This window comes from Thauera sp. JM12B12, from assembly GCF_039614725.1.
GTDB lineage: Bacteria > Pseudomonadota > Gammaproteobacteria > Burkholderiales > Rhodocyclaceae > Thauera.
On record NZ_CP154859.1, the window covers coordinates 137,301 to 154,287 of the forward strand.

Annotated in this window: 19 protein-coding genes; 14 read left to right on the forward strand and 5 right to left on the reverse strand. The window is 66.1% G+C overall.

What is annotated here, in order from left to right:
• The first annotated feature begins 171 nt into the window (after positions 1-171).
• The 4 genes from mnmG (at position 172) to AAG895_RS00575 (ending at position 4,599) form a co-directional block, all read left to right on the forward strand.
• Positions 172-2,103 carry a tRNA uridine-5-carboxymethylaminomethyl(34) synthesis enzyme MnmG gene (gene mnmG / locus AAG895_RS00560; protein WP_345793626.1) on the forward strand — a complete coding sequence of 644 codons (1,932 nt, stop codon included), beginning with the start codon at positions 172-174 and terminating at the stop codon, positions 2,101-2,103.
• Positions 2,100-2,756 carry a 16S rRNA (guanine(527)-N(7))-methyltransferase RsmG gene (gene rsmG / locus AAG895_RS00565; protein ID WP_345793627.1) on the forward strand — a complete coding sequence of 219 codons (657 nt, stop codon included), beginning with the start codon at positions 2,100-2,102 and terminating at the stop codon, positions 2,754-2,756. The genes mnmG and rsmG overlap by 4 nt, the downstream gene beginning before the upstream one ends.
• A 206-nt stretch (positions 2,757-2,962) precedes the next feature.
• Positions 2,963-3,733 carry a ParA family protein gene (locus AAG895_RS00570; protein WP_345793628.1) on the forward strand — a complete coding sequence of 257 codons (771 nt, stop codon included), beginning with the start codon at positions 2,963-2,965 and terminating at the stop codon, positions 3,731-3,733.
• A gap of 14 nt (positions 3,734-3,747) precedes the next feature.
• Entirely contained in the window at positions 3,748-4,599 is an 852-nt protein-coding gene (locus AAG895_RS00575; protein WP_345793629.1) for a ParB/RepB/Spo0J family partition protein, read from the forward strand.
• Positions 4,600-4,648: 49 nt separating this feature from the next.
• On the opposite strand, the gene AAG895_RS00580 is transcribed toward AAG895_RS00575, so the two are convergent.
• On the reverse strand, positions 4,649-5,971 hold the full coding sequence (locus AAG895_RS00580; protein WP_345793630.1) for an MFS transporter: 1,323 nt from the start codon (positions 5,969-5,971) through the stop codon (positions 4,649-4,651).
• A 220-nt stretch (positions 5,972-6,191) separates the two neighbouring features.
• Between AAG895_RS00580 and AAG895_RS00585 the strand changes: the two genes are divergently transcribed.
• From AAG895_RS00585 to AAG895_RS00625, 9 genes are all read left to right on the forward strand, one after another.
• On the forward strand, positions 6,192-6,533 hold the full coding sequence (locus AAG895_RS00585; protein ID WP_345793631.1) for an ATP synthase subunit I: 342 nt from the start codon (positions 6,192-6,194) through the stop codon (positions 6,531-6,533).
• 2 nt (positions 6,534-6,535) lie between these two features.
• Positions 6,536-7,381, forward strand: a complete 846-nt coding sequence (atpB, locus tag AAG895_RS00590; RefSeq protein ID WP_345793632.1) for a F0F1 ATP synthase subunit A — start codon at positions 6,536-6,538, stop codon at positions 7,379-7,381.
• A 65-nt stretch (positions 7,382-7,446) separates the two neighbouring features.
• Positions 7,447-7,692, forward strand: a complete 246-nt coding sequence (gene atpE / locus AAG895_RS00595) for a F0F1 ATP synthase subunit C (RefSeq protein ID WP_002925444.1) — start codon at positions 7,447-7,449, stop codon at positions 7,690-7,692.
• Positions 7,693-7,739: 47 nt separating this feature from the next.
• Positions 7,740-8,213, forward strand: a complete 474-nt coding sequence (locus AAG895_RS00600; RefSeq protein WP_345793633.1) for a F0F1 ATP synthase subunit B — start codon at positions 7,740-7,742, stop codon at positions 8,211-8,213.
• Between the two features lie 3 nt (positions 8,214-8,216).
• Entirely contained in the window at positions 8,217-8,750 is a 534-nt protein-coding gene (locus AAG895_RS00605; protein WP_345793634.1) for a F0F1 ATP synthase subunit delta, read from the forward strand.
• Between the two features lie 14 nt (positions 8,751-8,764).
• Complete coding sequence (gene atpA / locus AAG895_RS00610) at positions 8,765-10,303, forward strand: F0F1 ATP synthase subunit alpha (RefSeq protein ID WP_345795347.1); 1,539 nt, start codon at positions 8,765-8,767, stop codon at positions 10,301-10,303.
• Positions 10,304-10,324: 21 nt separating this feature from the next.
• On the forward strand, positions 10,325-11,194 hold the full coding sequence (atpG, locus tag AAG895_RS00615; RefSeq protein WP_345793635.1) for a F0F1 ATP synthase subunit gamma: 870 nt from the start codon (positions 10,325-10,327) through the stop codon (positions 11,192-11,194).
• Between the two features lie 26 nt (positions 11,195-11,220).
• Complete coding sequence (gene atpD / locus AAG895_RS00620; protein ID WP_345793636.1) at positions 11,221-12,621, forward strand: F0F1 ATP synthase subunit beta; 1,401 nt, start codon at positions 11,221-11,223, stop codon at positions 12,619-12,621.
• A 54-nt stretch (positions 12,622-12,675) separates the two neighbouring features.
• Positions 12,676-13,101: a F0F1 ATP synthase subunit epsilon gene (locus tag AAG895_RS00625; protein ID WP_345793637.1), complete on the forward strand. Its 426-nt coding sequence runs from the start codon at positions 12,676-12,678 to the stop codon at positions 13,099-13,101.
• Between the two features lie 123 nt (positions 13,102-13,224).
• Here the strand turns inward: AAG895_RS00625 and AAG895_RS00630 are convergent, their stop codons facing one another.
• The 4 genes from AAG895_RS00630 to AAG895_RS00645 all read right to left on the reverse strand — a co-directional run bounded on the left by AAG895_RS00630 (position 13,225) and on the right by AAG895_RS00645 (position 16,109).
• The gene (locus tag AAG895_RS00630) at positions 13,225-13,806 is read right to left on the reverse strand and encodes an SCP2 sterol-binding domain-containing protein (RefSeq protein WP_345793638.1); all 582 of its coding nucleotides are present in this window, start codon (positions 13,804-13,806) and stop codon (positions 13,225-13,227) included.
• A 231-nt stretch (positions 13,807-14,037) separates the two neighbouring features.
• Complete coding sequence (locus tag AAG895_RS00635; protein WP_345793639.1) at positions 14,038-14,922, reverse strand: TIM44-like domain-containing protein; 885 nt, start codon at positions 14,920-14,922, stop codon at positions 14,038-14,040.
• 19 nt (positions 14,923-14,941) lie between these two features.
• A complete protein-coding gene (ubiE, locus tag AAG895_RS00640) occupies positions 14,942-15,679 on the reverse strand; it encodes a bifunctional demethylmenaquinone methyltransferase/2-methoxy-6-polyprenyl-1,4-benzoquinol methylase UbiE (protein WP_345793640.1) in 738 nt (245 codons plus the stop codon).
• 7 nt (positions 15,680-15,686) lie between these two features.
• Positions 15,687-16,109 (reverse strand): DUF971 domain-containing protein, encoded by a 423-nt coding sequence (locus AAG895_RS00645; RefSeq protein ID WP_345793641.1) that lies wholly within the window; start codon positions 16,107-16,109, stop codon positions 15,687-15,689.
• Positions 16,110-16,274: 165 nt separating this feature from the next.
• On the opposite strand from AAG895_RS00645, the gene phoB reads away from it, so the two are divergent.
• Positions 16,275-16,985: a phosphate regulon transcriptional regulator PhoB gene (phoB, locus tag AAG895_RS00650; protein WP_345793642.1), complete on the forward strand. Its 711-nt coding sequence runs from the start codon at positions 16,275-16,277 to the stop codon at positions 16,983-16,985.
• Positions 16,986-16,987 lie beyond the last annotated feature (2 nt).

Consider the following 16,987-nt stretch of genomic DNA (forward strand, 5'->3'; position numbering starts at 1 on the left):
AGCGGCATGCTGCATCTGCGCCATGGGCGATGTGCCATCGAGCTCAGTCAGGTCGATAAGTCCATGTTTAGGCGTGATTATTTCGTGAAACACCGGCTGTACGCGCTAGGCTTGGCGCGTGCTTGGGCGTAGAATGCGCGGTTCTTCCAGGCTTTCAGTGCGGTACGTTTCATGCTCTACCCCACCCGTTTCGATGTCATCGTGGTCGGCGGCGGTCACGCCGGGACCGAGGCCGCGCTCGCCGCGGCGCGCATGGGCGCGGCCACGCTGCTGCTCACCCACAACATCGAGACCCTGGGGGCGATGAGCTGCAACCCCTCGATCGGTGGCATCGGCAAGGGTCACCTGGTCAAGGAGGTCGATGCGCTCGGCGGCGCGATGGCCGCCGCCACCGACGAGGGCGGCATCCAGTTCCGCATCCTCAACGCCTCCAAGGGGCCGGCCGTACGCGCCACCCGCGCCCAGGCCGACCGCGTGCTGTACAAGGCGGCGATCCGCCGCCGGCTGGAGAACCAGCCGAACCTGTGGCTGTTCCAGCAGGCGGTGGACGACCTCACCGTGGTCGGCGACCGCGTCACCGGCGTGGTCACCCAGATCGGCCTGCGCTTCGAGGCGCCGGCGGTGGTGCTGACCGCGGGCACCTTCCTCAACGGCCTGGTGCATGTGGGGCTGCAGAATTATTCGGCCGGGCGCGCGGGCGACCCGCCGGCGATCTCGCTCGGCGCGCGCCTCAAGGAACTCAAGCTGCCGCAGGGCCGCTTGAAGACCGGCACGCCGCCGCGACTGGACGCGCGCACCATCGACTTCTCGGTGATGACGGTGCAGCCGGGCGACGACCCGGTGCCGGTGTTCAGCTTCCTTGGCCATGCCGGCCAGCACCCGCGCCAGCTGCCGTGCTGGATGACGCAGACCAACGCGCGCACCCACGACGTGATCCGCGCCAACCTCGACCGCTCGCCGATGTATTCCGGCGTGATCGAGGGCGTGGGGCCGCGTTACTGCCCGTCGATCGAGGACAAGATCCACCGCTTCGCCGACAAGGACAGCCACAACATCTTTCTCGAGCCCGAAGGCCTGGAGACGCACGAGATCTACCCCAACGGCATCTCCACGTCCTTGCCCTTCGACGTGCAGCTGCAGATCGTGCGCAGCATCCGCGGCCTGGAGAACGCCCACATCCTGCGCCCCGGCTACGCGATCGAGTACGACTACTTCGACCCGCGCAACCTCAAGTCTTCCCTGGAGACGAAGTCGATCGGCGGCTTGTTCTTCGCCGGCCAGATCAACGGCACCACCGGCTACGAGGAGGCCGCCGCGCAGGGCCTGCTCGCCGGCGCCAATGCCGCGCTGCAGGTGAAGGGCATTGAGCCCTGGTGCCCGCGCCGCGACGAGGCCTATCTGGGCGTGCTGGTCGACGACCTGATCACCCGCGGCGTGTCCGAGCCCTACCGCATGTTCACCTCGCGCGCCGAGTACCGGCTCTCCCTGCGCGAGGACAATGCCGACCTGCGCCTCACCGAGAAGGGGCGCGAACTCGGCCTGGTGGATGACGCACGCTGGGCCGCCTTCTGCGCCAAGCGCGAGGCGATCGAGCGCGGCAGCGCGCAGCTGAAGGCGGCGTGGGCGCGGCCGGAGGCGATTCCCGCCGAGGACCAGGCGCGCGTGCTGGGCAAGGCGCTCGAGCGCGAGCAGCGCTACTTCGAGCTGCTGCGCCGGCCCGACACCACCTACGCGTCGCTGATGAGCCTGCCCGGCGCGCCCGAGGCGCGCGAGACCGACCCGCAGGTGATCGAGCAGATCGAGATCGCCGCCAAGTACCAGGGCTACATCGACCGCCAGCAGGAAGAGGTCGCCAAGCAGGCGCAGGCCGAGGCCACCCGCCTGCCAGCCGAGCTCGACTACGCGCAGGTGCGCGGCCTGTCCAAGGAAGTGCAGCAGAAGCTCAACCAGCACAAGCCGGAGACCATCGGCCAGGCCGGGCGCATCCAGGGCGTGACCCCGGCGGCGATCTCGCTGCTGCTGGTGTGGCTCAAGCGCCGCGAGCTGGCGGCACGCGCGGGCGCTGCGGGCGACGTGGCCGCGTCGAGGAAGTCGGCTGCATGAGCGGGCGCCTGCAGCCCTACGCGGCCCAACTCGCCGACGGCGTGGCCGCGCTCGGCCTCGCCCTCCCGCAGGCGACCGTCGACCGCCTGCTCGCCTTCGGCGAGCTGCTGCTGAAGTGGAACAAGGTCTACAACCTCACCGCGATCCGCAACCCTCAGGAGCTGATCACCCACCACCTGCTCGATTCGCTGGCGGTGCTGCCGCATCTGGCTGGCGTGTGCCGGCTCGCCGACATCGGCTCGGGCGGTGGCTTGCCGGGCGTGGTGCTGGCGATCGTGCGCCCGGGGCTGGTGGTGTCGTCGATCGAGACCGTGGGCAAGAAGGCGAGCTTCCAGCAGCAGGCCAGGATCGAGCTCGGGCTGGGCAATTTCAGCGTCCTCAACAAGCGTGTCGAGCAGGTCCAGCCGGATGCGCTGCCCGGCGGTGTGCCCGATGGCGTGATCTCGCGCGCCTTCTCCAGCCTGGCGGACTTCGTCGCGCTGTCCGGGCATCTGGTCGCCGAAGGCGGCGCACTGTACGCGATGAAGGGCGTGAATCCGGTCGACGAGATCGCGGCCCTGCCCGCCGGCTGGGCGCTCGCCGCGACCCACGCGCTGAACGTGCCGGGGCTGGGCGCCGAGCGTCATCTGCTCGTCATCCGCCGCGCGGGATGATGGGGGGGCGTGGGAGCGGGCTTGCCCGCGAACCTCGCGTGCTCGGTGGCTGAATTCGCGGGCAGGCCCGCTCCCACGGAGACGAACCGCCTGCGGTGGTGAAAGGAAGCTGACCATGCCGCGCCTGCTGCGCTGCCGCATTGAAGTACACTCCGGGTCTCGCGCCTCCCGCGCGATCCCTGCAAATGGAATAGCCTGATTCGACCATGGCCAAGATTTTCTGCGTCGCCAACCAGAAGGGCGGGGTGGGCAAGACCACCACCTGCGTCAACCTCGCCGCCGCGCTGCACCAGGCCGGGCAGCGCGTGCTGCTGATCGACCTCGACCCGCAGGGCAACGCCACCATGGGCAGCGGCATCGACAAGCGCGGCCTGCAGCACTCGGTCTATCACCTGCTGGTCGGCCTGGTCGACCTGGCGGGCGCGCGCGTGGCCTCGCCCACCGGCGGCTACGACGTGCTGCCGGCCAACCGCGACCTCGCCGGCGCCGAGGTCGAGCTGGTCAACCTCGAGCAGCGCGAGAAGCGGCTGCGCAATGCGCTCGCCCCCTTCGACGCCGACTACGACTTCGTCCTCATCGACTGCCCGCCCTCGCTGTCGATGCTCACCCTCAACGGCCTGTGCTGCGCCAATGGCGTGATCATCCCGATGCAATGCGAGTACTACGCGCTCGAGGGCCTCTCCGACCTGGTCAATACGATCAAGAAGGTGCACGCCAACCTCAACCGCGAGCTCAAGATCATCGGCCTGCTGCGGGTGATGTTCGACCCGCGCGTGACCTTGCAGCAACAGGTCTCGGCCCAGCTCGAGGGCCACTTCGGCGACAAGGTGTTCCGCGCCATCGTGCCCCGCAACGTGCGCCTGGCCGAGGCGCCCAGCCACGGCATTCCGGGCGTGGTGTATGACAAGGCCGCCAAGGGTGCGCAGGCCTACATGGCCTTCGCCCACGAGATGATCGAGCGCGCGAAGACCTTCTGAACTCCGGAGCCGACATGAACAAACCCAGACTCAAGGGCCTCGGCCGCGGACTCGATGCGCTGCTGGCCGCCAACCAGGAAGAGGAGACCGCCAAGGGCGAGCTGCAGTCGCTGCCCACCATCGCGCTGCAGCCGGGCAAGTACCAGCCGCGCACACGCATGGATCCGGGTTCGCTCGAGGAGCTGGCGGCCTCGATCAAGGCCCAGGGCGTGATGCAGCCGATCATGGTGCGCCCGGTCGCCGAGGACGCCTGGGAGATCATCGCCGGCGAGCGCCGCTGGCGCGCGGCGCAGATCGCCGGCCTGTCCGAGGTGCCCTGCCTGGTGCGGGAGATCCCCGACGACGCCGCGCTGGCGATGTCGCTGATCGAGAACATCCAGCGCGAGGATCTCAACCCGCTCGAAGAGGCCGGCGGCATCCAGCGCCTGATCGACGAGTTCGACATGACCCACCAGCAGGCGGCCGATGCGGTCGGGCGCTCGCGCCCGGCGGCCTCCAACCTGCTGCGCCTGCTCAACCTCGCCAGGCCGGTGCAGGAGCTGCTGATGGCGGGCGACATCGACATGGGTCACGCGCGCGCGCTGCTCCCGCTCGACGGCGCCAGCCAGATCCAGCTCGCCAACCAGGTCGCCGCCCGCCAGCTGTCGGTGCGCGACACCGAGCGTCTGGTGCAGCAGATCCTCAATCCGCGGCAGAAGAAGGCCGTGCCGCCGCCCGACCGCGACCTGCTGCGGCTGGAAGAGGAAATTGCCGACGCGATCGGCGCCACGGTGAAGATCAAGGCCAACAAGAAGGGCGCCGGCGAGGTCACGATCCGCTTCGGCAGCCTCGACCAGCTCGACGGCCTGCTCGGGCGCCTGCGCTGAGTCCTGCGGTCCGGCGGGGTCGAGGCGCGCAAGGGCCGCCGGCGCGCACTCAGGCGTCGCGCTGGGCCGCCCGAACGCCGCGTGCCTCGTCGAGACCGGCGAGCGGTACCAGGGCGGCAGCGAACAGCAGCGCGCAGAACAGCACCGCCCCCTCCAGGCCGAACAGCCACTGCAGTAACCCGACCCCGAACAGGCCGAAGATCGCCGCGAGCTTGCTGAACAGACCCCAGAACCCGAACAGCTCGGCGGCACGGCTTGCGGGGGCGAACATTCCCACCAGCGCGCGTCCGACCGACTGGCTCGAGCCCAGGCTGAGTCCCGACAGCGCGCCTGCAAACAGGAAGACCTGCTCGGCGGTGAGGGTGAGCGCGAACGTCGCGTTGAGTGCGGCCGTGACCGGCTGCACGGCGTAGATCGCAATGATGGCGGCGATCCACAGCAGCAAGGTCAGCGCATAGGTGAGTCGTCCGCCAAGTCGGCCCTGCAGGCTGCCGAACAGCAGCGCGCCGGCAAGGGCGGTGATCTGCACGACGATGAACATCAGGTTGCGCGTGCCCTCGCTCCAGCCGATCACCTGCGCACCGTATATGAAGGAGAAGGCGATGATCACCGACACGCCCGCCATCGCGAACAGGATGGACAGGAACAGACGGGCGAGGTCGGGGAATTCGCCTACCGAGCGCAGCGACTGCCGCAGCCGACCGTAGCCCGCGGCCGCCAGCGTCAGCCTGAGCGGGCGGCGGTTGCCGATCGGGGGCTCGCGCAGCCACAGGAAGGTGGGGATGGCCGCGAGCAGGAAGAAGGCCGCTGCGAAAGGGCCCACCCAGCGCATGCGCTCGAAGTTGTCGCTGCTCACCTCGCCGAGGAAGATCAGCACGAAACCGGCCGACACCAGGCCGCCCGCGTAGCCGAGCGCCCAGCCGAGGCCCGAGATGCGGCCTAGCTCCTCGCTTTTGCCGAGGAACGGGAGGAAGCTGGCGATGAAGGACTCACCGGCCGCGTAAGCCGTGTTCGACACCACGATGAGCGCGAAGCCGAGCCAGATGTGCCCCGGGGCGACGAAATACAGCATTGCGGTCGCCGCGACGGTGACCAGGTAGCTGGCGAACAGCATGCGCTTCTTGGCCTGCGCGTGGTCCATGACGGCGCCGAGCAGCGGTGCGGTCATTACCACGAGCAGGTAGCTCAGGCACAGCGCCAGGCTCCACAGGAGGTTGCCCTGGCGGTAGTCGGGCGCGTCGCCGACGATGATGCGCGTGTAAAGGTCACCGAAGATCACCGTGATGATCAGCAGCGTATAGGCCTGGTTCGCGAAATCGAACATGCACCAGCCGAAGATTTCGCGCCTGTGCGCCTTGCGGGTCTCGATCATCGGGTGAGCTTTGTTGGCGGGCGTTCTGGAGGTCGGGAGACGGGCGCCGAGAGGCCTGGTTTTCGGCCTGTTGGATGTTACATCTTCTATAAGACACAGAACCGGGGGCAAAATCCTTGCTGCAATGCAACCGAGGTTTGACTTTGCTGCGGTTAACCCCTACCATCCGCGGGATTTTAGGCGGTCGCCAGCGTCCTGGAACGCATGCGCGATAAACCCGATGCTTAAAGCTGTCATACTGCAGGTGGTCGCGACACTCATCGCAGTGCTGCTTTCGGGCGCGCTGTTCGGTGTGCGCGGCGCGGTCTCCGCCGCAGGTGCCGGTGTGGCATGCGTGTTGCCGAGCTGGATGTTCGCGCTGCGTCTCGCGGCGATGACCAACCGCACCGGTTCGGCGAGTGTGACCGCTTTCGTCGCGGGCGAGTTCATCAAGATCGCCTCGATTGTGGGATTGTTGGTGCTGGTGTGGGCCGTCTATCCTGACCTCCACTGGGGGGGCATGCTGGTGGGCCTCATACTGGCGCTGAAAGCGAATTTATTTGCATTTTTGGTGAAGACCTGACCATGGCTGGAAACGCTCCCACCGCATCCGAGTACGTAACTCACCACCTCGGACACTTCAACAACACCGGGCACCCCCAGGAAAACATCGTCGATTGGAGCGTCATCAATATCGACTCGATGTTCTTCTCGATCTCGCTGGGTCTGCTCACCGTCTTCATTCTCTGGCTTGCCGCGCGCAAGGCCACCTCCGGCGTGCCGGGCCGCTTCCAGGGCATCGTCGAGTTGCTCGTGGAGATGGTGGCCGATCAGGCCAAGGGCATCGTGCATAGCGCCGAGTCGCGTCGCTTCGTCGCGCCGCTCGCGCTCACGGTCTTCGTCTGGATCTTCCTGATGAACGCGATGGACCTCGTGCCCGTCGATCTGATCCCGATGATCTGGACCGGGGTGTACTCCGCGGCCGGCGGCGATCCCGCCCATGCCTACATGCGTGTGGTCGCGACTGCCGACCTCTCCGCTGCGCTCGGCCTGTCGATCGGCGTGCTGCTGCTCTGCCTCTACTACAACGTCAAGATCAAGGGTGTTTCGGGTTGGGTGCACGAGCTCTTCACCGCGCCCTTCGGTAGCCACCCGCTGCTGTATCCGGTCAACTTCCTGATGCAGATCATCGAGTTCCTCGCCAAGACCGTTTCGCACGGCATGCGACTGTTCGGCAACATGTACGCCGGCGAACTCGTCTTCATCCTGATCGCCCTGCTCGGCGGCACCGCCACCGTGTTCGGCTTCGTCGGTCATGTTGTTGCAGGCACCATCTGGGCGATCTTCCACATCCTGGTCATCACCCTGCAGGCCTTCATCTTCATGATGCTGACCCTGGTGTACGTCGGTCAGGCGCACGAGAGCCACTAAGTTTCGGTTTCATCTACAAAGCAGTACCTGGTTTTTAAACTCACCTTCCCCACTAAGGAGTTGTCATGGAAAACGTTCTGGGTTTTGTTGCTCTGGCTGCTGGTCTGATCATCGGTCTGGGTGCCATCGGCGCTTGTATCGGTATCGGCATCATGGGTTCCAAGTACCTCGAAGCTTCCGCCCGTCAGCCCGAGCTGATGAACGCGCTGCAGACCAAGATGTTCCTGCTGGCTGGTCTGATCGACGCCGCGTTCCTGATCGGTGTCGGTATCGCCATGATGTTCGCCTTCGCCAACCCGTTCCAGCTCTGATCGGTTCGAGTTCATCCTTTTTTGAACCAACCTGAGGGCCAAGAACCGTGAATTTGAACGCAACTCTGATAGCCCAGCTCGTTGTGTTCTTCATTCTGGCGTGGTTCACGATGAAATTCGTGTGGCCGCCCATCGTGAAGGCACTGGACGAGCGTGCGAACAAGATCGCAGACGGGCTGGCAGCTGCGGACAAGGCCAAGGCCGATCTGGCGCTCGCCGAGAAGAAGGTCGTCGAGGAACTGCGCAAGGCCCGCGAATCCGCGGGTGATGTGCGTACCTCCGCTGAAAAGCAGGCGAGCCAGCTGATCGACGAGGCCCGCGCCGAAGCTTCCCGCATCATCGCTGCCGCGCGTGAAGCGGCCGAAGCCGAAGCCGGCGCGGCCACGCAGCGTGCCAAGGAAGCCCTGCGCGACCAGGTCGCAAACCTGGCGGTCGCGGGCGCGGAAAAGATCCTGCGCCGTGAGATCAACGCCCAGGTGCATGCCGAACTGCTTGCCAACCTGAAACAGGAACTGCACTAAGTCATGGCCGAGAACGTCACCATCGCGCGCCCCTATGCCGATGCCGCCTTCGAGCTGGCTCGCGGGGCAGGTGCGCTGGGGCCTTGGTCGGAAGCGCTGGATCGGCTCGCCCTCGTGGCTGCCGATCCCAGCATGAAGGCGTGCTTCACCGATCCCAACCTGTCCGTCGATCAGCTCTACAAGCTGACCCTGGACGTGGCCGGTGATCTGAACGCCGAACAGCAGAACTTCATCCGCGTCCTCGTGGAAAACGAACGTCTGCAGGTGCTTCCGGAGATCCGTGACCTGTTCGTTGCACTCAAGAACGAACACGAAGGTGTCCTCGAGGCGGAAATCGCCTCTGCCTTCCCGCTCGACGATGCTGCGCTGGCCGCACTGAAGGCCGACCTTGAAGCCCGCTTCAAGGTCGCCGTGAATGTGACGGTCACCATCGCCCCCGAACTCATCGGTGGGGTCCGCATCGCTGTCGGCGACGAAGTCATCGACGCCTCGGTCCGCGGCAAGCTCGCGAACATGGCCGCTGCGCTAAAGAACTAGGAGCATAAATGTCTATGCAACTCAACCCCTCTGAAATCAGTGACCTGATTAAGAGCCGGATCCAGAACCTGCAGCTCGCCGCCACGTCGCGCAACGAGGGCACGGTGGTCTCCGTCACCGACGGCATCACCCGCATCCACGGCCTGACCGACGTGATGCAGGGCGAAATGCTGGAGTTCCCCGGCAACACCTTCGGCATGGCGCTCAACCTCGAGCGCGACTCCGTCGGCGCCGTGGTGCTCGGCGAATACGAGCACATCACCGAAGGCGACATCGTCAAGGCCACCGGCCGCATTCTCGAAGTGCCCGTCGGCCCCGAGCTGATCGGCCGCGTCGTGAACGCGCTGGGACAGCCGATCGACGGCAAGGGCCCGATCAACGCCAAGCTCACCGACAAGATCGAGAAGGTCGCGCCGGGCGTCATCGCCCGTCAGTCCGTCTCGCAGCCGGTGCAGACCGGCCTGAAGTCGGTCGACTCGATGGTGCCGATCGGCCGCGGCCAGCGCGAGCTGATCATCGGTGACCGCCAGACCGGCAAGACCGCCGTCGCCGTTGATGCGATCATCAACCAGAAAGGCCAGGACATGTACTGCGTGTACGTGGCCATTGGCCAGAAGGCCTCGACGGTCGCCAACGTCGTGCGCAAGCTGGAAGAGAACGGCGCGATGGAATACACCATCGTCGTCGCCGCCACCGCATCGGAATCGGCCGCCATGCAGTACCTGGCCGCCTACGCCGGCTGCACCATGGGCGAGTACTTCCGCGACCGCGGCATGGACGCGCTGATCGTTTATGACGATCTGACCAAGCAGGCCTGGGCCTATCGCCAGGTCTCGCTGCTGCTGCGCCGTCCGCCGGGCCGTGAAGCCTACCCGGGCGACGTGTTCTACCTGCACTCCCGTCTGCTCGAGCGCGCCGCGCGCGTGAACGCCGACTACGTCGAGAAGTTCACCAACGGCGAAGTCAAGGGCAAGACCGGTTCGCTGACCGCCCTGCCGGTCATCGAGACTCAGGCCGGCGACGTTTCCGCGTTCGTTCCGACCAACGTGATCTCGATTACCGACGGCCAGATCTTCCTCGAGACCGACCTCTTCAACGCCGGTATCCGTCCCGCGATCAACGCCGGTATTTCGGTGTCCCGCGTCGGTGGCGCCGCGCAGACCAAGGTCGTCAAGAAGCTGTCCGGCGGTATCCGTACCGACCTCGCGCAGTACCGCGAACTCGCCGCGTTCGCCCAGTTCGCCTCCGACCTGGACGATGCGACCCGCAAGCAGCTCGAGCGCGGCCGCCGCGTGACCGAACTGATGAAGCAGGCCCAGTACTCGCCGATGTCGATTGCCGAGATGGCCATCGTGCTGTACGCGGTGAACAACGGCTACTTCGACGATGTCGATGTCGCACGTGTGCTGCCGTTCGAAGCCGCGCTGCTGCAGTTCGTCAAGACCAAGCAGGCCGATCTGGTCTCCTCGATCCTGAGCAAGAAGGAGCTCGACGCCGACGGCGAAAAGACCCTGGCTGCCGCGATCGCCGAGTTCAAGAAGAGCTGGGCTTAAGGCCGGCGAGGGAGACGGAATATGGCTAGCGGTAAGGAAATCCGTACCAAGATCAAGAGCGTGCAAAACACGCGCAAGATCACCAAGGCCATGGAGATGGTGGCCGCATCCAAGATGCGCAAGGCGCAGGACCGGATGCGCGCTGCCCGTCCCTTTGCCGAGAAGATCCGCCGACTCGCCGCGAACCTGTCCCAGGCCAATGTGACCGACTACAAGCACCCGTTCCTGGTCCGCAAGGACCAGGTCAGGCGGGTGGGGCTTATCCTGGTGACCACCGACAAGGGTTTGTGCGGTGGTCTCAATACCAACGTCCAGCGCGTCGCCGTCAACTCCATGAAGGAATGGGAGTCCGCCGGCGTGACCGAGATCCGTGCCTGCGCCATCGGCAACAAGGGCCTCGGTTTCATGCAGCGGATGGGGGTCAAGGTCGTCTCGCATGTCACCCAGCTCGGTGACACGCCGCACCTGGAGAAGCTGATCGGTCCGGTCAAGGTCATGCTCGATGCGTTCCAGAACGACGAGATCGACGCGGTCTACCTGGCCTACACCCGCTTCGTGAACACCATGAAGCAGGAGCCGGTGCTGGAACAGTTGCTGCCGCTGACCGGCGAGAAGCTGGGCACGCCCGACAGCTCGTGGGATTACCTCTACGAGCCGGATCCGCAGGTCGTCATCGACGAGCTGCTGGTGCGTTACGTCGAGGCGCTGGTCTACCAGGCCGTGGCCGAGAACATGGCATCCGAACAGAGCGCGCGCATGGTGGCAATGAAGGCCGCTTCCGACAATGCCAAGAACGTGATTGGCGAGCTGCAGCTGGTCTACAACAAGACCCGTCAGGCCGCGATCACCAAGGAGCTGTCGGAAATCGTCGGCGGCGCCGCCGCGGTGTAACGGATTAATGATTTAAGGATATGACGATGAGTCAAGGTACGATCGTTCAGTGCATCGGCGCCGTGGTGGACATCCAGTTCCCGCGCGAAGCGATGCCCAAGGTGTATGACGCCCTGAAGCTCGAGGACAGCGCCGATTCCTTCGCCGAAGCCGGGCTGACCTTCGAGGTCCAGCAGCAGCTCGGCGATGGCGTGGTGCGTACCATCGCGCTGGGTTCTTCCGACGGCCTGCGCCGCGGCATGAAGGTTTCCAACACCGGCAAGCCGATTTCGGTGCCGGTCGGCCACGGTACGCTCGGCCGCATCATGGACGTGCTCGGTCGCCCGATCGACGAAGCCGGCCCGATCGAGACCGACGAGCTGCGTGCGATTCACCAGAAGGCCCCGAAGTTCGACGAGCTGTCGCCGTCGGTCGAACTGCTCGAGACCGGCATCAAGGTTATCGACCTGATCTGCCCGTTCGCCAAGGGCGGCAAGGTGGGTCTGTTCGGTGGCGCCGGCGTCGGCAAGACCGTGAACATGATGGAGCTGATCAACAACATCGCGAAGCAGCACTCGGGCCTCTCGGTGTTCGCTGGCGTGGGTGAGCGTACTCGTGAGGGTAACGACTTCTACCACGAGATGAAGGACTCCAACGTTCTCGACAAGGTCGCGATGGTGTTCGGCCAGATGAACGAACCCCCGGGCAACCGTCTGCGCGTGGCGCTGACCGGCCTGACCATGGCCGAGCGTTTCCGTGACGAAGGTCGCGACATCCTGTTCTTCGTGGATAACATCTACCGCTACACCCTGGCCGGTACCGAAGTGTCGGCGCTGCTGGGTCGTATGCCGTCTGCGGTGGGTTACCAGCCGACCCTGGCGGAAGAAATGGGCCGCCTGCAGGAGCGCATCACCTCCACCAAGGTCGGCTCGATCACCTCGATCCAGGCCGTGTATGTGCCGGCGGATGACTTGACCGACCCGTCGCCCGCCACCACCTTCCTGCACCTCGACTCCACCGTCGTGCTGTCGCGTGACATCGCTGCGCTGGGTATCTACCCGGCCGTCGATCCGCTCGACTCCACCTCGCGCCAGCTCGATCCGCTGGTCGTGGGCGAAGAGCACTACGGCGTGGCTCGTCAGGTCCAGCAGACCCTGCAGAAGTACAAGGAACTGCGCGACATCATCGCGATTCTGGGTATGGACGAACTGTCGCCGGAAGACAAGCTGTCCGTGGCGCGCGCGCGCAAGATCCAGCGCTTCCTGTCGCAGCCCTTCCACGTTGCGGAAGTGTTCACCGGCTCGCCGGGCAAGTACGTCTCGCTGAAGGATACGATCAAGGGCTTCAAGATGATCGTCAGCGGCGAACTGGACCACCTGCCGGAACAGGCCTTCTACATGGTCGGCAACATCGACGAGGCCATCGAGAAGGCGAAGAAGCTCCAGTAACGAGGTCGCCCGCGTGCCACGCGAGTGGCGCGCGGGACATCAAGGGGGAACACAATGGCTATGACGGTTCATGTCGACATCGTCAGCGCAGAAGAGCAGATCTTCTCCGGGCTGGCAGAATTCGTCGCATTGCCGGGCGAAGCGGGCGAGCTGGGCATCCTGCCCGGCCACATGCCGCTGATGACCCGGATCAAGCCGGGTGCCGTACGCGTGCGTGCCCAGAACGCGACCGAAGAGGAGCTTATCTTCGTCGCGGGTGGCCTGCTGGAAGTGCAGCCGGGTCTGGTGACGGTGCTTGCCGACACGGCGATCCGCGGTCGTGACCTCGACGAAGCCAAGGCGCTCGAAGCCAAGCGCAAGGCCGAAGAGGCGATGGCCAACCAGAGCGCGCGGCTGGATTACGCCAAGGCCCAGGCTGAGCTCATGGAAGCCGTGGCGCAGCTCGCTGCAATCGAACGTTTGCGCAAGCGCGGACACTGAGCGCGGGGCGCGTCGTCGCGACGCCGCAGCCCGAAAGAAGAGGCAGCTCATCGAGCTGCCTTTTTTGTTTCTCCCGCCACGTGGGGAGCGTTCGGGCGCGCCGCGCGCGCCGCGAGCGAGGCCTCAGCGAGGCTTGCCCAGTCTCGCCACACGCTTGTCCAGACGCGCTACCGCATCCCGCAGTGCCACGACCTCCTCGGCGAAACCCGGAAGCGCCTTGCGCGACACGAGCAGCGGTGACTCCTCGGTCAGGTACTCGCTCAGGTTGCCGCCCGCGCGCTCGAGCGTTCGCTTGCCCTCGGCAGCCGCCCTGCGGCCGCCCTCGACGATGCGGTGTGCGGCGATGTCGCCCAAGACGCGCGCCAGATCCTCCTCCGCATCCCAGCGCAGGTGGCGAAAAACGAAACCAAGGGCCTCGGCAAACTCGGCGTTGCCCTCGATGCGTACATGGCGCATCGCGGTCTCGAGTCCATCGACCAGCAATCGGGGGAGCTCCGCGACCGCCAGGCGCAGCGTGACCTCGGGCGCCTCCTCGCCGCTCCATTCCGCAAGCTGACCGTCGGCGGCGACCGAGAAATCGATCTCGGCCACGGGCGCCAGTGCGAGCCGCGCCGTCCTGCCCGCATGGGGCTGAAGACGCTGGCGCGCCCAGCCCGCCTGTGAGAGCAGGTGGTTGGTTGCGGAGAGGAAGAGGCTGGAGATCATGGGTTCACTCGGGGTTCGGAGTACGCATGGGCAGTGTGTGGGGAAGCGGGGCATGCGAGCGGTGATGGCGAGTGCGACCGGCAGTCAGCCGCGCCTCGCCATTGTGTCCGGCGCATGCTCCATGGGGCGAAATCCCGGGGTGCAAATCAATCGGGCCCGCCGCGTCTCCGTCCGAGACGCCGGCAGGCCCGAATCCCCGGTGGACACGGCGCACCGTGTCCCGGAGGCTGCTTACTGCGCCTGCTGGATGCCGGCGATCAGCCAGCCGCCACTGCCGGCGCGCGGCTTGGTCAGGTGCCAGATCTCGTCGAAAGCCTCCGGAGCGGCCTCCGCGTCCTCGCGCAGCAGTCCGGAGAAGCGCACGCTGACGATGTAGCGGCTGTCTTCCTCGACGACGTCGATCACCGTTGCGTCGAGTTCGACGACATCGGTGCGCTGCCCTGCCCCGCGGCGTTCGTTGAGCTGCATGCACAGCTCGGCGAAGACTTCAGGCGTGGTGAACTCGCGCAGATCGTCGAGGTTGCCCGCATCGTTCGCGGCCTGCAGCCGGATGAAGTTGAGCTTGGCCTGGCGGGCAAAGCCTTCGACATCGAAGCCGGAAGCGATCGCCCGCTCCAGACCGCTCGGAGCCGCCGTCGCACCACCCGCGAAAGGCGCGTTGCCTTCGAAGGCCTGGGCGGGAGCTTGGGCCGCTGCACCCGGAGCACCCGCGTACTGCAGCCGGTTTGCGGACTGCGCGCCCGACGCCCCACCCGCACGACGGAAGATCAGGCGGAAGATGAAGAACGCGGCCGCGGCGAGCAGCAGGATCATCACGAAGTTCGCGAAGCCCTCGCCCAATCCCAGGTGCGAAAACAGCGCCGCAAGACCGAGGCCCGCGGCGAGACCGGCGATCGGGCCCATCCACGAGCGCTTGGGCTGCGCTGCAGTGGCAGCGCCCGCCGCTGCGGGCGATTGCTGCTGGGTGGCGGCGGGCTGGCGTGGCTGTGCCGGAGGCGTCGCCTGGCGCTGCATGCCGAAGCTGCTGCCGCCGCCGAGGCGCTTGGCCTCCGCTTCGGAGGCAGCGAAGCCGAACGACATCACGGCAACGATCAGGGAAAGGAAAAAACTCTTCATGGCTCTGGGGTCTCCTGGGTCAGATCTTGTAGCCCCGATGCAGCGCGACCACGCCGGCACTCAGGTTGAAGTAGTCGACCCGGGCGAGGCCGACTTGTTCCATCATCGCCTTCAATTCCTCCTGCCCCGGGTGCATGCGGATGGATTCGGCGAGGTAGCGGTAGCTCTCAGCGTCGTTCGCCACCTTCTCGCCCATCCAGGGCAGGAGCTTGAAGGAATACAGATCGTAGATCGGCGACAGCGGCTTCCACACGCGGGAAAACTCGAGCACCAGCAGGCGGCCGCCCGGGCGCAGCACGCGGCGCATCTCGGCCAGGGCGACGTCCTTGTGGGTCATGTTGCGCAGGCCGAAGGCCACGGTGACGCAGTCGAACCAGTCGTCGGGGAAGGGGAGCTTCTCGGCGTTGCACTGCGCGACCGGCATCGAGAACCCGTGGTCAACCATGCGGTCGCGTCCGCGCGACAGCATCGCGTGGTTGATGTCGGTCAGCCAGACCTGGCCCGCCCGGCCGACCTTGCGCGCGAACGCCAGCGACAGGTCGGCCGTGCCACCGGCGACGTCGAGCACGCGGTCGCCTTCGCGGACGCCGGAGACCTGGATCGTGAAATGCTTCCACAGACGGTGCAGGCCCAACGACATGAGGTCGTTCATCACGTCGTATTTCTGCGCGACCGAGGAGAACACCTCGGCCACCTTCTTCTGCTTGAGTTCTTCGTCGACCGTCTGGAAGCCGAAGTGAGTCGTCTTGTCGCTCATGATCTATTCAGTGGTGATGGCCGCAGCCGCCCTTGGGCGCAGGGGGCGGGACCTTGGACGGATCGCGGGTGCCGCCGGCGCGCTCGAGTGCCTCGAGGTAGTTGTTCCACAGCGCTTCCTGGTCGCGGCCGAGCGCGTAGAGGTAGTCCCAGGAATAGAGCCCGCTGTCGTGGCCGTCCGAGAAGGTGGGCTTGATGGCGTAGTTGCCGACCGGCGAGACATCCACGATGTCCACGTCGCGCTTGCCCTGCTGCAGCGTCTCCTGCCCGGGACCATGACCGCGCACTTCGGCGGACGGCGAATACACGCGCAGGAACTCGAAGGGCAGCTCGAAGCGGCTGCCGTCGTCGAAGGCGATCTCGAGCCGCTTCGAGGCGCGATGCACGGTAATTTCGGTGGGGAGCGGGGTGTTCTCGTCGAGTCCGGCCATGGCAGCTGTCGCGCTGGAGGGGCCCCAATCATACCCGAATCGCCCGAGCGCGGTCCCGGCGCCACGGCGGACGCCGCGCACGGGTCTGTTGCGCTTCGATGACGTGTCATCAAAGCTTCAAGGAGCTGCAATACACTCGCGCCAATGCAATAAGGGAGTCCAGGCATGCCAGCGAACATCTTGCTCGTGGAAGACGAACCGGCGATTCAGGAACTGATCGCAGCCAACCTCGCCCGCGCGGGACACCACGTCGTCCGCGCCGGCGACGCCGAGACCGCGCAGCGCATCGTGCGCGAGGCGCTGCCAGATCTGGTGCTGCTCGACTGGATGCTGCCGGGTGCCTCGGGCATCGAGTTCGCCCGCCGGCTGAGGGCGGAAGAGCGTACGCGGGAGATCCCGATCATCATGCTCACCGCGCGCGGCGAGGAGCAGGACAAGGTCACCGCCCTGGAGATCGGAGCGGACGACTACGTGACCAAGCCCTTCAGTCCGCGCGAGCTGGTCGCCCGCATCAAGGCGGTCCTGCGTCGGCGCGCGCCTCAGGCCACCGAGGATGCGGTCGAGCTCGGCGGGCTGCGCCTGGATCCGGCCACGCATCGCGTGACCGCTGGCGAGACGGCGCTGGCGCTGGGGCCGACCGAGTTCCGCCTGCTGCATTTCCTGATGACCCACCCGGAGCGGGTGCATTCGCGCGCGCAGTTGCTCGACCAGGTGTGGGGCGATCACGTCTTCGTCGAGGAACGCACGGTGGACGTTCACATCCGCCGCCTGCGCTGTGCCCTCGAGCCGAGCCATCACGACGGCCTGATCCAGACCGTGCGTGGCAGCGGGTACCGGCTGTCGGTGCAGGCTCGGCAGCCGGCGCCGGCGCCCTGACC

Bases quoted from the DNA above. Each gene is read 5' to 3' on its own strand.
- atpD (WP_345793636.1), top strand. From the start codon at position 11,221: ATGAGTCAAGGTACGATCGTTCAGTGCATCGGCGCCGTGGTGGACATC.
- AAG895_RS00630 (WP_345793638.1), bottom strand. From the start codon at position 13,806: ATGATCTCCAGCCTCTTCCTCTCCGCAACCAACCACCTGCTCTCACAG.
- mnmG (WP_345793626.1), top strand. From the start codon at position 172: ATGCTCTACCCCACCCGTTTCGATGTCATCGTGGTCGGCGGCGGTCAC.
- AAG895_RS00580 (WP_345793630.1), bottom strand. From the start codon at position 5,971: ATGATCGAGACCCGCAAGGCGCACAGGCGCGAAATCTTCGGCTGGTGC.
- AAG895_RS00645 (WP_345793641.1), bottom strand. From the start codon at position 16,109: ATGGCCGGACTCGACGAGAACACCCCGCTCCCCACCGAAATTACCGTG.
- rsmG (WP_345793627.1), top strand. From the start codon at position 2,100: ATGAGCGGGCGCCTGCAGCCCTACGCGGCCCAACTCGCCGACGGCGTG.
- ubiE (WP_345793640.1), bottom strand. From the start codon at position 15,679: ATGAGCGACAAGACGACTCACTTCGGCTTCCAGACGGTCGACGAAGAA.
- atpA (WP_345795347.1), top strand. From the start codon at position 8,765: ATGCAACTCAACCCCTCTGAAATCAGTGACCTGATTAAGAGCCGGATC.
- atpG (WP_345793635.1), top strand. From the start codon at position 10,325: ATGGCTAGCGGTAAGGAAATCCGTACCAAGATCAAGAGCGTGCAAAAC.
- AAG895_RS00625 (WP_345793637.1), top strand. From the start codon at position 12,676: ATGGCTATGACGGTTCATGTCGACATCGTCAGCGCAGAAGAGCAGATC.
- AAG895_RS00585 (WP_345793631.1), top strand. From the start codon at position 6,192: ATGCTTAAAGCTGTCATACTGCAGGTGGTCGCGACACTCATCGCAGTG.
- phoB (WP_345793642.1), top strand. From the start codon at position 16,275: ATGCCAGCGAACATCTTGCTCGTGGAAGACGAACCGGCGATTCAGGAA.
- atpB (WP_345793632.1), top strand. From the start codon at position 6,536: ATGGCTGGAAACGCTCCCACCGCATCCGAGTACGTAACTCACCACCTC.
- AAG895_RS00635 (WP_345793639.1), bottom strand. From the start codon at position 14,922: ATGAAGAGTTTTTTCCTTTCCCTGATCGTTGCCGTGATGTCGTTCGGC.
- atpE (WP_002925444.1), top strand. From the start codon at position 7,447: ATGGAAAACGTTCTGGGTTTTGTTGCTCTGGCTGCTGGTCTGATCATC.
- AAG895_RS00570 (WP_345793628.1), top strand. From the start codon at position 2,963: ATGGCCAAGATTTTCTGCGTCGCCAACCAGAAGGGCGGGGTGGGCAAG.
- AAG895_RS00575 (WP_345793629.1), top strand. From the start codon at position 3,748: ATGAACAAACCCAGACTCAAGGGCCTCGGCCGCGGACTCGATGCGCTG.
- AAG895_RS00605 (WP_345793634.1), top strand. From the start codon at position 8,217: ATGGCCGAGAACGTCACCATCGCGCGCCCCTATGCCGATGCCGCCTTC.